General features: G+C 32.2%; 11 protein-coding genes. 8 read left to right on the forward strand and 3 right to left on the reverse strand.

Features of this window, described 5'->3' with window-relative positions; translation table 11 throughout:
- Entirely contained in the window at positions 1-573 is a 573-nt protein-coding gene (locus KO494_RS05125) for a YdeI family protein (RefSeq protein WP_215966527.1), read from the forward strand.
- Positions 574-631: 58 nt separating this feature from the next.
- Positions 632-1,843, forward strand: a complete 1,212-nt coding sequence (locus KO494_RS05130) for a bifunctional alpha/beta hydrolase/OsmC family protein (RefSeq protein WP_215966593.1) — start codon at positions 632-634, stop codon at positions 1,841-1,843.
- A 236-nt stretch (positions 1,844-2,079) separates the two neighbouring features.
- Here KO494_RS05130 and KO494_RS05135 read toward each other — a convergent pair whose 3' ends face one another.
- The 3 genes from KO494_RS05135 to KO494_RS05145 are packed head-to-tail and all read right to left on the reverse strand — an operon-like array spanning position 2,080 to position 5,453.
- Positions 2,080-3,546, reverse strand: a complete 1,467-nt coding sequence (locus KO494_RS05135; protein ID WP_215966528.1) for a sigma 54-interacting transcriptional regulator — start codon at positions 3,544-3,546, stop codon at positions 2,080-2,082.
- Positions 3,547-3,596: 50 nt separating this feature from the next.
- The gene (locus tag KO494_RS05140; RefSeq protein ID WP_215966529.1) at positions 3,597-4,724 is read right to left on the reverse strand and encodes a VWA domain-containing protein; all 1,128 of its coding nucleotides are present in this window, start codon (positions 4,722-4,724) and stop codon (positions 3,597-3,599) included.
- Between the two features lie 51 nt (positions 4,725-4,775).
- The gene (locus KO494_RS05145; RefSeq protein WP_215966530.1) at positions 4,776-5,453 is read right to left on the reverse strand and encodes a Crp/Fnr family transcriptional regulator; all 678 of its coding nucleotides are present in this window, start codon (positions 5,451-5,453) and stop codon (positions 4,776-4,778) included.
- A 107-nt stretch (positions 5,454-5,560) separates the two neighbouring features.
- Here KO494_RS05145 and KO494_RS05150 point away from each other — a divergent pair, with 107 nt between their 5' ends.
- The 6 genes from KO494_RS05150 to ccoG all read left to right on the forward strand — a co-directional run bounded on the left by KO494_RS05150 (position 5,561) and on the right by ccoG (position 12,970).
- The gene (locus KO494_RS05150; protein WP_215966531.1) at positions 5,561-7,933 is read left to right on the forward strand and encodes a heavy metal translocating P-type ATPase metal-binding domain-containing protein; all 2,373 of its coding nucleotides are present in this window, start codon (positions 5,561-5,563) and stop codon (positions 7,931-7,933) included.
- A gap of 134 nt (positions 7,934-8,067) precedes the next feature.
- Positions 8,068-8,256, forward strand: coding sequence for a cbb3-type cytochrome oxidase assembly protein CcoS (gene ccoS, locus KO494_RS05155; RefSeq protein ID WP_215966532.1), 189 nt, complete (start codon positions 8,068-8,070; stop codon positions 8,254-8,256).
- Between the two features lie 5 nt (positions 8,257-8,261).
- On the forward strand, positions 8,262-10,445 hold the full coding sequence (ccoN, locus tag KO494_RS05160; RefSeq protein WP_215966533.1) for a cytochrome-c oxidase, cbb3-type subunit I: 2,184 nt from the start codon (positions 8,262-8,264) through the stop codon (positions 10,443-10,445).
- Positions 10,446-10,449: 4 nt separating this feature from the next.
- Complete coding sequence (locus KO494_RS05165) at positions 10,450-10,641, forward strand: CcoQ/FixQ family Cbb3-type cytochrome c oxidase assembly chaperone (RefSeq protein WP_215966534.1); 192 nt, start codon at positions 10,450-10,452, stop codon at positions 10,639-10,641.
- The gene (locus KO494_RS05170) at positions 10,638-11,525 is read left to right on the forward strand and encodes a cbb3-type cytochrome c oxidase N-terminal domain-containing protein (protein ID WP_215966535.1); all 888 of its coding nucleotides are present in this window, start codon (positions 10,638-10,640) and stop codon (positions 11,523-11,525) included. The genes KO494_RS05165 and KO494_RS05170 overlap by 4 nt, the downstream gene beginning before the upstream one ends.
- A 20-nt stretch (positions 11,526-11,545) precedes the next feature.
- Positions 11,546-12,970 (forward strand): cytochrome c oxidase accessory protein CcoG, encoded by a 1,425-nt coding sequence (gene ccoG / locus KO494_RS05175; protein ID WP_215966536.1) that lies wholly within the window; start codon positions 11,546-11,548, stop codon positions 12,968-12,970.
- The last annotated feature ends 6 nt before the right edge of the window (positions 12,971-12,976 follow it).

Consider the following 12,976-nt stretch of genomic DNA (forward strand, 5'->3'; position numbering starts at 1 on the left):
ATGCAATTAGAAGAATTCTATTTTAAATCTGATACCGAATGGAGAGAGTGGCTACATATAAATCACGATAGTGATACTGGCATTCACCTCATCTTTTACAAAGTAGACCACAAAAACGAAAGTATGCGATGGGAAGAAGCTGTAAAAGTAGCCTTATGCTATGGTTGGATAGATAGTACAGTTAAAAGTTTAGGCAACGGAAAACGCAGGCAATATTTTTGTAAGCGAAATCCTAAAAGTGTTTGGAGTGCTTTAAATAAAAGACACATTAAAGATTTACTTGCCAAAGGATTAATGCATCCAAAAGGAATAGAAATTATTGAAATAGGAAAGCAAAACGGAAGCTGGACTGCTTTAGATGCTGTTGAAAAAGGTATTATTCCTGAAATACTTCAAGTAGCTTTTAACAAAAATCCTAAAGCGTTTGAAAATTACAACAATTTTGCTCCTTCGTACAGAAAGAGTTATTTGTATTGGTTAAACCAAGCAAAACGAGAAGCTACAAAAGAAAAAAGAGTTACTGAAATTATTAAACTTTGCCAAGCAAATATTAAATCTAGAGATGCTTGGTAATACTAGAATATTGAAAGGCTTCATCTTTTTTTCGACTGAATAAAAAATGAGATTCAAAATGCATATTCAAAAAGTAAATTTTAAAAACACCGAAGGACAACAATTGGTTGGTAGATTAGAACTTCCTATAAACCAACATCCACATAACTTTGTCATTTTTGCACATTGTTTTACCTGCAACAAAAACTTATCTGCTGTAAAAAACATAACGCGTGAATTAACAGCAAACGGTTTTGGTGTATTACGTTTTGATTTTACAGGTTTAGGTGAGAGTGAAGGTGCTTTTGAAAACACTAATTTTTCAGGAAATGTAGAAGATTTAATTAGTGCATCTAATTATTTAAAAGAAAACTATACTGCTCCTACCCTTTTAATTGGTCACTCATTAGGTGGAGCTGCTGTTATTTTTGCAGCATCTAAAATTAAATCGGTTAAGGCAGTTGCTACCATAGGCGCTCCTTCTACCCCAAAACACGTACAGCACTTAATAAAAAGTAGTGTTTCAGAAATAAAAGCAACCGGAAAAGCAAATGTGAATATTGGAGGAAGAGCTTTCACGATTAAAAAACAATTTTTAGACGATATTGAAACTAAATCTTTACCAGATGTAGCCCAAAATTTACGCAAAGCTTTATTGGTAATGCATGCACCACAAGATACAACAGTAGGTATTGAAAATGCAGAAGAAATATATGTAGCAGCAAGACACCCAAAAAGTTTTGTAACGCTTGATGGTGCAGATCATTTATTAATGAAAAAAGAAGATTCTATTTACGCAGGAAGCGTAATTGCTACTTGGGCAAAACGTTATATTACTATTCCTACAATAGAAACAGTAAATACTACACATCAAGCAGTAGCAAGCCTAGACGCACAAGATGGTTATACCGCACAAATGACTGTAGGAAACCATACTATGATGGCAGATGAACCTATAGCTTATGGTGGTAATGATTTTGGACCTTCGCCTTACGAGTATGTTTCTGCAGGACTATCTGCTTGTACAGCTATAACAGTACAAATGTATGTAAAACGTAAAGATTGGGATTTACAAAATATTGAAGTACATACTTCGCATACTAAAGTAGTAAAACCAGTTATTGAAAATGGCGAAAACAAAGAAATTAAAGTAGATACTTTTATTAGAGAAATAAAACTAACTGGAAATTTAGACGAGAAACAAATACAACGCATTCTTCAAATTGCAAATAAATGTCCTGTGCATAAAACGTTACATAGTGCTATAGAAGTGATTACAAAACTAGTATAACTAAAATAGTACCATTAATAACCAAGTAAAGAATCTCAAATAGCATGTCATTCAGAGCGAAGCGAAGAATCTCAAAACATTGTGTCATCCAAAGCGAAGCAAACAATCTTAAAATAGCATGTCATTTAAAGCCAAGCGAAGAATCTTAAAATAGCATGTCATTCAGAGCGAAGCGAAGAATCTCACATTAAGATTCATCAGTCTTAACTTTGCTCTGAATAACCAGATACTACCTATTACAAACCACTAATATAACTTCCATAAGGATCTTTAAACTGAATTCCTTCAGTAAAACGAAGTTTACTTAATAACTTATACTCTACCAAAGCCCAAAGTACAAACTCTTTTACAAAATAACTTTCTTGTTTTGAAAGTTTTGGCTGGTGTGCTGCTAGCAAATCATCTAACGGAGAAACCGCATCTAGTAGCGCTTTATATTCTTTATCACGCAAATCATCTAATAACTCAAACCCATCTGCATTATTAAAAAACCATGACACAATAGCATCATAAGGACTAGTATCTTCTTCTTTCTTCAGTTTTTCTATCTTCGGAAAAAACTCAGGAAACAAACTTTTTACTGCTTCACCAATTAAGTTATATGCTACTTGTGCAGCTCCTTCTTGTTCTCCTTCATACACCAATTCTACTTTACCAGTAATAGCAGGTATAATACCTAAAAAGTCAGACAGACGAATAGTAGTATCAACATCTTCAGATTTTAAAGCTCTTAATTCTGCAGTACTTAACAAATTCTCAAAAGCAGTAATACTCAAACGTGCACTTACGCCACTTTTTTCGTCTATAAAATCGCTATCACGAGCTTCAAATACAATTTGTTCTAATAAATCTTTAGCCAATTCAGGAACGTGAATAGTCTCTGTTTGTCTACGATCAGACTTTGCTTCCTGCTGTGTAATGGTTTTTGCTGTTTCAATATCTGTAGGATAATGCGTTAATATTTGCGACCCAATTCTATCTTTTAAAGGCGTAACAATACTCCCTCTATTGGTATAATCTTCAGGGTTTGCTGTAAATATAAACTGCATATCTAAAGGTAAACGCAATTTAAACCCACGAATTTGAATATCTCCTTCTTGCAAAATATTAAACAAAGCCACTTGAATTCTAGCTTGTAAATCTGGTAACTCGTTAATTACAAAAATACAACGGTTTGCTCTTGGAATCATTCCGTAATGAATTACACGATCATCGGCATAACTTAGCTTTAAATTAGCAGCTTTTATAGGATCTACATCACCAATAATATCTGCAACCGTTACGTCTGGAGTAGCTAATTTTTCGGCAAAACGTTCGCTTCTATGCAACCATGTAATAGGTGTGTTGTCTCCGTTTTCTGCAATTAATTCTGTTGCAAAACGAGAAATTGGTTGTAACGGATCGTCATTAATTTCTGAACCTTTTACAACAGGAATATATTCGTCTAATAAATTTAGCATCAAACGTGCTAAACGTGTTTTTGCTTGTCCGCGTAATCCTAAAAAATTTATATTATGTCGTGATAAAATAGCGCGTTCTAATTCTGGAATTACTGTATTTTCATAACCATGTACACCTTCAAAAACGGTTGTTTTGCTCTTTATTTTTTCAATTAAATTATCTCTTAATTCGTCTTTAATCGATTTGCTTCTGTATCCAGCTTTTTTTAATTCGCCTAAAGTGTTTATATTTTTTATTTCCATAGTTTTTTTAAAATCTTTTTCATTTAAGTGATTCAAACTTTTCACTTATTTTATCCTTTAATTCTTTTTTTTCTGTTGGTTTCATAATCTTCAAAAATCATTTCACCTAAACCTTTAAGTCCTGTGTAAAATGCTTTTCCTTGATTGGCACGTGTAAATTCTTCTACAAATTGCATGAGATATGGATCTTGAGCAATCATAAATGTGGTAATAGGAATGTGTAATTTTCTCGCTTGCTGTGCTTGCGCATAACATTTGTTGGTGATGTATGGGTTTAAGCCATTACTGTCTTTATAATAAGTTCCGTCTGGCATACGCAAGCAACTTGGTTTACCATCGGTTATCATAAAAATCTGTTTGTTAGTATTACGCTTACGTCGTAATAAATCCATAGCCAATTGTAATCCTGCAACGGTATTTGTATGATAAGGACCAACGTTTAAATATGGTAAATCTTTAATTTTAATTGGCCAAGCATCATTACCAAAAACTAAAATGTCTAAGGTGTCTTTTGGATAGCGTGTGGTAATCAATTCGGCTAAAGCCATAGCCACTTTTTTAGCAGGTGTAATTCTATCTTCACCATAAAGAATCATACTGTGGCTAATATCTATCATCAAAACCGTACTCATTTGCGATTTATGGGTGGTTTCTTCTACCACCAAATCGTCTTCGGTTAAATTAAAATTGCCAATACCATGATTAATTTGTGCATTTCTAAGGCTCTCTGTAATAGAAACTTTATCTAAACTATCGCCAAATTGGTAGTTTCTAAAATCACCAGTGTGCTCATCACCTATACCAACACCTTTACTTTTGTGGTTACCAGAACCACTGCGTTTAATGTTACCAAAAATTTGATCTAGTGCAGATTGCCTAATAGCGCGTTCTGTTTTTGCAGTAATGGCATTGCCTTTTTTACCGTTTGGTCTAATCTCTTCTCGAATATAACCTTTTGCTTTAAGGTCTTCAATAAAGTCGTCAATGGTATATTCTGGAGTTGTTAACTTATACTCTTTATCTAAATCGCGAAGCCAACTAATGGCTTCATCAAAATCACCTGAAGTATGCGTAATTAGCTCTTTAAATATATCAAAAAGTTTTTCAAAAGGGGTTTGTGAAGGAGCTTCATATGTTTTAAATACAAAGCCTTTTCTGTGTATACTTTCTTTTTTCATAGCTGTATAAAAATACAACTATTTCAAGTTAGTTTTATTATTTTAACAAAATTATTCTACGCGTTGTAATGCTTCCATATCTTCAATTCTAATATGTTTACCAGAAGTAGAGATAAGTCCTTCTTTTTTAAATTGAGATAAAATTCTAATGGCAGACTCTGTTGCTGTACCTACCACGTTAGCATAATCTTCTCTAGATAATAAAACATTAAAATAATTATCCGCATCTACACCAAAATGATCGTGAATATAAATTAAAATTTCAGCCAAACGTTGCTTTACAGATTTTTGAGCCATATTAACAATTACATCATCACTTTCTCTTAAATCATAAGCCATTTGCTGTAAAACATCTAGCGAAAACTCAGGGTTTTTTTGTAAATCATTCATGATTTCCTGCTTTGGTATAAAACAAACTTCCATATCATTAAGTGCTACAGCACTTAAATTAGCAGACTCATCTACCACTAAAGACCTTTGCCCTAGTAAATCTCCTTTTATAACTAGTTTTACTATTTGATCTCTACCATTAGCACTTAATTTAGAGAGCTTACATATACCATCTTTAATACAATAAACGCCGTTTAAGGTTTCTCCTTCATCAAAGATAACTTCTCCTTTTTTTATAAACTTAGACGTTTTACAACCAGAGATTCTAACTAATTCATCTTTAGTCAACGATTTAAGTGAATTAAATTTTCTTACAATACATTGTTCACATTTGCTCATAGGTTATATTTCTAGTGTTTCGTAAATTTAATTAAAACCTGACAAATATCATATTTTAAAAGCAGTTGTTTTGTGACTTTTGTTACAGGTATAAAAGAGCAAATATTATGGACAAGTCTACTTGTTTTCATTGTGGTGATGATTGTGATTCTACAATTATAAAATTCGACGATAAATCGTTTTGTTGTAATGGTTGTAAAACGGTTTATGAAATTTTTTCGGAAAACGATTTAACCTGTTACTACGACTTGCAAGCATCTCCAGGAGCAGTTCCTAAGGAGATGCAAGGCAAATACGATTTTTTATCACAAGAAAACATCATTGAAAAACTTACAGAGTTTAATGATGGTACCACGCAAATAGCCACACTTTACATACCGCATATTCACTGTAGTTCTTGTATTTGGATTCTAGAAAACGGAAACAAATTAAACCCTGGCATTACCGCATCACAAGTTAATTTTGGCAAAAAAACGGTTCGAATTACTTACAATACCGATAAAACATCACTTAAAGAGGTGGTTTTACTTTTAAGCAGTATTGGTTATGAACCTTATATTTCTTTAGACGATTTTAAAACAGGAAAAGAACATATTAACAGAAGCCTTATCTATAAGTTAGGTATTGCTGGTTTTGCTTTTGGTAATGTAATGTTTCTATCGTTTCCAGAATATTTTGAAGTTGGTGAGTTTTGGCTAGAACAGTACAAGCATTTGTTTAGATGGTTAATGTTTTGTTTTTCACTACCTGTAGTTTTTTATTCTGCACAAGATTATTTTATTTCTGCATACAAAGGTTTACGTGCAAAACTTTTAAATATTGATGTACCCATTGCGCTAGGTATTACTGTTTTATTTGTTAGAAGTACTGCTGAAATTATTTTTGATTTAGGTTCCGGTTTTTTTGATAGCCTTACAGGTTTGGTTTTCTTTTTATTACTCGGAAAGTTTTTTCAACAAAAAACATATTCCTTCCTTTCTTTTGAACGCGATTATAAATCCTATTTTCCAATTGCTATAACTAAAATTTCTTCGGAAGGAGAAGAAACTCCAATTCAAGTTTACGAAATAAAAAAAGGAGACCGATTACTAATAAGAAATGAAGAATTAATTCCCGTTGACGGCATACTCATTAACGGAAAAGCACGAATTGATTATAGTTTTGTTACAGGAGAGTCTGAAACCGTTAGTAAAAACTCTGGAGACAAACTCTTTGCTGGAGGAAAACAAACAGCTGGAGTTTTAGAAATGGAAGCCATAAAATCTGTAGAACAAAGTTACCTTACGCAATTATGGAGTAATGATGTGTTTAGTAAAAACAAAGAAGACGGTTTTAAAACTTTAACCAATAAAATTAGTAAACAATTTACCATTGCTGTTTTAAGTATTGCAGTAATAGCTACAACTTTTTGGCTATTTGTAGATACCTCAAAAGCCATGAATGTATTTACAGCTGTGTTAATCATTGCTTGTCCTTGTGCTATTGCGCTCTCTGGTCCTTTTACTTTTGGTAATTTGCTTCGTATTTTTGGAAAACAAAAATTTTATGTAAAAAATGCTTCGGTTATAGAACAACTAGCAGCTATAAACACTATTATTTTTGATAAAACAGGAACCATAACTTCTAACAAGCAAAGTACAGTTACTTATGAAGGAGAAACACTTTCTACCTCTGAAGAAATATTACTAAAAAACACGCTTCGAGGTTCTAACCACCCATTAAGTAGAAGTTTGTATAATATTTTAGATGAACATAATATTATTTCCTTAAACCATTTTGAAGAACACCTAGGTAAAGGTATTGAAGCATCACATAAGCAACAAAACATAAAAATTGGTTCTGCTAGTTTTGTTGGCTCTACAGAAACTTCTGTCTTAAATACAGCAGTACATATTAGTACCAATAATACATATAAAGGAAAATATACTTTTTACAATAGCTATAGAAAAGGATTATCTAAACTTTTTAACAAGCTAAAAAAGCACTATGATTTGGTAATTCTTTCGGGTGATAATGAAGGCGAATTTGAAAATTTAAAAAAATTGCTTCCAACAAAAACAAAGTTGATTTTTAATCAAAAACCAAACGATAAATTAGAATACATAAAATACCATCAAAGCGAAGGAGCTAAAGTACTCATGATTGGTGATGGTTTAAATGATGCTGGAGCATTAGCGCAAAGTAATGTTGGTATTGCATTATCTGAAAACGTAAACGTGTTCTCTCCTGCTTGTGATGCTATTTTAGATGCTACAAAATTTAACCAACTTTACAAATATATAAAAGCATCAAAAAGTGCTATAAAAATTATTAAATGGAGTTTTGTTTTATCCTTTATATACAACATTATTGGGCTGTATTTTGCAGTTACAGGTCAGTTAGCACCTGTAGTAGCAGCAATATTAATGCCTTTAAGTTCTATTAGTATTGTAGTATTTACAACTATTGCTACAAATATTTTAGGGCGAAAAATAAATTAAAAACAAGTGTTAAACCAATCTTTATTATAAAATATGATTGGTATATAAAATGGAAATTATTTCCTTAAACATGATAAAAATCATGTTTTAAAAAGGGCTTTCCATGTAATTTTGAACCATAACTTCAAATAGGTATGAGCGTTATATATATATTACTAACTATCAGTATTTTAGTTGCAATTGTTTTTTTTGCAGCTTTTATTTATGCTTTAAAAAGAGGACAGTTTGATGATAACTATACACCATCTGTTAGAATGCTTTTTGAAGACGAACTTGTTAAAGATCAAACTAAATCAACTATAAAAACTAAAAAGACGAATTAATTATTATGGAAGTACAACAATTTTATTACGATAACAAAATCGTTAAAAATTTCCTTTACGCTACCATTTTTTGGGGAGTTGTAGGAATGGCTGTTGGCTTAATGCTGGCATATTTTTTCATTTTCCCAAATTATACTGAAGGTATTTCGTGGCTAAGTTTTGGTCGTTTAAGACCATTACATACCAATGCTGTAATTTTTGCCTTTGTTGGTAATGCTATTTTTGCAGGTGTGTATTATTCTACACAACGTTTACTTAAAGCAAGAATGTACAGTGACCTATTAAGTAAAATCAACTTTTGGGGTTGGCAAGCCATTATTGTTGGTGCTGCTATTACATTACCTTTAGGGTATACAACAACAAAAGAATATGCCGAATTAGAATGGCCTTTTGATATTGCTATTGCTGTTATTTGGGTAGCTTTTGGTATTAACCTTATTGGTACCATGCTTAAAAGAAGACAACGTCATTTATATGTAGCAATTTGGTTTTATATCGCAACATTTGTAACCGTTGCTGTACTTCATATCTTTAATAATTTAGAGCTACCTATAAGTGCAATGAAAAGTTATTCTGTATATGCAGGAGTTCAAGATGCTTTAGTACAATGGTGGTATGGTCATAACGCTGTAGCATTCTTTTTAACAACACCTTTTTTAGGTTTAATGTACTATTTTGTACCTAAAGCTGCTAACAGACCTGTATACTCTTATAGACTATCTATAGTTCACTTTTGGTCTTTAATTTTTATATACATTTGGGCAGGACCTCACCACTTATTATACACTGCTTTACCAGAATGGGCACAAAGTTTAGGTACTGCTTTTTCTATTATGTTATTAATGCCTTCTTGGGGAGGAATGATAAACGGATTATTAACACTTCGTGGTGCTTGGGATAAAGTGCGTACAGATCCTGTTTTAAAATTTATGGTTGTAGCAATTACTGGTTATGGTATGGCTACTTTTGAAGGCCCAATGCTTTCTCTTAAAAATGTAAATGCAATTGGTCACTTTACCGATTGGATTATTGCACACGTACACGTTGGTGCTTTAGCATGGAATGGGTTCTTAACCTTTGGTATGATTTATTACCTGGTTCCTAAATTATTTAAAACTAAATTATTCTCTACTGGTTTAGCAAATCTACATTTCTGGGTTGGTACATTAGGTATCATAATGTATACTTTACCAATGTATGTTGCTGGATTTACACAAGCTAGTATGTGGAAACAATTTAATCCAGATGGTACATTAGTTTATGGTAACTTCTTAGAAACCGTTACCGAAATTATGCCTATGTACTGGATGCGTGCAATTGGTGGTACATTATATATAGCAGGTATGTTTATTCTTGTTTATAATGTAGTGGTTACTATTAAAAATGGTAGTAAAGTTACAGATGAATTAGCCGAAGCTCCTGCATTACAACATGTATCTAAAAGACGTGTTGCTGGTGAAGGATGGCACACTTGGTTAGAGCGTAAACCAATTAAATTAACTATTGGTGCAACCATTGCTATTTTAATTGGTGGTATTGTACAAATAGTACCAACCATTATGGTTAAATCTAATATACCAACTATTGCTAGTGTAAAACCATATACTCCTCTAGAATTAGAAGGACGTGATATTTACATTCGTGAAGGTTGTGTTAGTTGCCACTCACAAATGGTAAGACCTTTTAGAAGTGAAGTAGAACGTTACGGAGAATATTCAAAAGCGGGAGAATTTGTATATGACCATCCATTCTTATGGGGAAGTAAACGTACAGGACCAGATTTACATCGTGTAGGAGGAAAATACTCCGATAACTGGCACCTAAACCATATGTATGATCCGCAAAGTACTTCTTCTGGTTCTATCATGCCATCTTATAAATGGATTGTTAAAGATGAATTAGACAAATCTATGACAGAAGCAAAAATGAAAGCCATGGTTCAATTAGGAGTCCCTTATACCGAAGAAGAAATAGCAAATGCACAAAAAGCAATGCTAGAACAAGGTACTAAAATTGAAAAAAACCTATATGCAGATCCTGATTTTGCGCAAACCTATGAAGCAGACAAAGCTGCTGGAGGCCAAGAATTTGTTGAAATGCGTAATCGTGAAATAGTTGCACTTATTGCTTATTTACAACGCTTAGGTACAGATATTAAAGTAAAAGATATAGAAACAGCTCAAAACTAGAATTATGTTAAAATTTGTAAAAAATTATATGGACAGTATTTCTGGAATTGAAGTATATCCAATCATATCCTTATTAATTTTCTTTGGCTTTTTTGTAGTTCTTTTTTTGTGGGTTTTTACAGCAAAAAAAGAGTATATACAAGCAGTAAGTAACATTCCATTAGAAAACGACAACCAAAACCAAACAGAAAAATGAAAAATTTTATACCATCTTGGATAAGAGTACCTGTTATATTCTTTATCATATTCGGGCTAGTAGAGTATTTTGTAGACTCTGGTAGTAAACCTGCATTTATTGAGCAACCTATAATTATGCTATTCTTATTATTAGTATTAGTTATACTTATATCTACAGAGGCTATTGTAGGCTCCATGGCCAACATACTGTATCAAAGTTTAGACGAAGAAGCAAAAGCTAGATATACCGCTTCTAATGAAGCAAAAAAACCTAAATTTATTATCTGGTTAGAAGAAACCTATATTAAATTATTAGGAGCTAAACCGATACAAGAAGAACACGAAATCATTTTAGACCATAATTATGATGGTATTAAAGAACTAGATAACAACTTACCACCATGGTGGGTATATAGTTTTTATATTTCTATAGTTTTTGCTGCTATCTACTTACTTAAATTTCATGTATTCAATGGCGAAAACCAATACCAAGAATTAGAACAAGAATATGCACAAGCTAAAATTGATTTAGAAGAATACAAAAAAACTGCTAAAGACTTAGTTGATTTTAATACTGTAGAAGTATTAACAGATGCTGCAGACTTAACAAACGGAAAGAAAATTTTTGAAACCAACTGTGTCGCTTGTCATAAAGCAGATGGTGGTGGTGGAATTGGTCCTAACCTAACAGATAACCATTGGATTTTAGGTGGTGGAATTAAAAATGTTTTTAAAACCATTACAGAAGGTGGTCGTGACGGAAAAGGAATGATTGCCTGGAAACAAAGTTTAAAACCATCAGAAATTAACCAAGTAGCTAGTTACGTATTACAATTTCAAGGTACAACTCCTGCAGAGCCAAAAGCAGCAGAAGGTGATATTTGGGAAGAAACTCAAGAATAAGAACCTAAAGAATAAATATTTTGGAAACTCCAGAAAACGAATCATTTAGAGACAGTATTGGAACCATAAATGAAGAAGGAAAACGAGCTTGGGTATACCCAAAAAAACCAAGCGGTAAATTTTATGAAAAGCGTAAAATAGTAAGTTATATCTTATTAGCTTTTCTTATTGCTGCTCCCTTCATTAAAATTAATGGTAACCAGTTTTTAATGTTTAATATATTAGAACGTCGTTTTAATATTTTTGGATTTCCTTTTTGGCCACAAGACTTTCACCTCTTTGTAATATCTATGATTATTGGTGTTATTTTTGTCGCGCTATTTACGGTTGGGTTTGGACGTATTTTTTGCGGTTGGATTTGTCCGCAAACCATATTCTTAGAAATGGTTTTTCGTAGAATTGAATACTGGATTGATGGAGACAGAAATAAACAACGTAAATTAGACAATCAAAAATGGGATGCCGAAAAAATAAAAAAACGTCTGTTAAAATGGTTTATCTTTTTAGTCATTTCTTTTGTAATAGCTAATGTGTTTTTAGCCTATTTAATAGGTAGTGATAAACTTTTAAACTATATCACAGATGGTCCTTTTAAACATTTAGGAACCCTATTTCCTTTATTAATCTTTACAGCAGTTTTCTATTTTGTTTTTGCTTGGTTTAGAGAACAAGTATGTATCATTGCTTGTCCTTACGGTAGATTACAAGGTGTGCTTTTAGATAATAAATCTATTATTGTTGCCTATGATCATGTAAGAGGAGAAGGTGAAAATGGAAGAAAAAAATTCAGAAAAAATGAAGACAGACAAGAACTTGGTCATGGTGACTGTATAGATTGCTTACAATGTGTACATGTATGCCCTACAGGAATTGATATAAGAAATGGAACACAATTAGAATGTGTAAACTGTACTGCTTGTATTGATGAGTGTGATCATATTATGGAAAGCATTAATCTTCCAAAAGGCTTAATTCGTTATGCTAGTGAAGACGAAATAGAAAAAGGAGAAAAATTCAAGCTAACAGCTAGAATGAAAGGGTACATAGCTGTACTTGTAATACTTATTGGTGTTTTAAGCGGTATGTTACTTTTAAGAAATGATGTAGAAGCAAGAGTACTAAGACTACCAGGACAATTATATGAACACAAAGGCGAAACCATAATAAGTAACGTTTTTACCTATAAGTTAGTGAATAAAACAACTCAAGAAATTGAAAACATTAACTTTAAACTTAGAAAATATAAAGGAGAAATAAAACTAGTTTCAACCACAGATAACTTTATAGTTCCTGCTCAAGGTATTGCAGAAGGAACCTTATTTATTGAAATAGATAAAAGCCAACTAAAAGGAGACAAAAACAAGCTCATGATAGATGTGTATAGTGGTGATAAACTAATTGATAATACAAGTGTAAACTTTTTAGGACCTAGAAGTTATAACTAAACAACC

It is taken from the genome of Lacinutrix sp. C3R15 (genome assembly GCF_018860825.1).
In the GTDB taxonomy this organism is placed as follows: Bacteria; Bacteroidota; Bacteroidia; order Flavobacteriales; family Flavobacteriaceae; genus Oceanihabitans.

Bases quoted from the DNA above. Each gene is read 5' to 3' on its own strand.
- KO494_RS05170 (WP_215966535.1), top strand. From the start codon at position 10,638: ATGAAAAATTTTATACCATCTTGGATAAGAGTACCTGTTATATTCTTT.
- ccoS (WP_215966532.1), top strand. From the start codon at position 8,068: ATGAGCGTTATATATATATTACTAACTATCAGTATTTTAGTTGCAATT.
- KO494_RS05165 (WP_215966534.1), top strand. From the start codon at position 10,450: ATGTTAAAATTTGTAAAAAATTATATGGACAGTATTTCTGGAATTGAA.
- KO494_RS05150 (WP_215966531.1), top strand. From the start codon at position 5,561: ATGGACAAGTCTACTTGTTTTCATTGTGGTGATGATTGTGATTCTACA.
- KO494_RS05125 (WP_215966527.1), top strand. From the start codon at position 1: ATGCAATTAGAAGAATTCTATTTTAAATCTGATACCGAATGGAGAGAG.
- KO494_RS05140 (WP_215966529.1), bottom strand. From the start codon at position 4,724: ATGAAAAAAGAAAGTATACACAGAAAAGGCTTTGTATTTAAAACATAT.
- KO494_RS05130 (WP_215966593.1), top strand. From the start codon at position 632: ATGCATATTCAAAAAGTAAATTTTAAAAACACCGAAGGACAACAATTG.
- ccoN (WP_215966533.1), top strand. From the start codon at position 8,262: ATGGAAGTACAACAATTTTATTACGATAACAAAATCGTTAAAAATTTC.
- KO494_RS05135 (WP_215966528.1), bottom strand. From the start codon at position 3,546: ATGGAAATAAAAAATATAAACACTTTAGGCGAATTAAAAAAAGCTGGA.
- KO494_RS05145 (WP_215966530.1), bottom strand. From the start codon at position 5,453: ATGAGCAAATGTGAACAATGTATTGTAAGAAAATTTAATTCACTTAAA.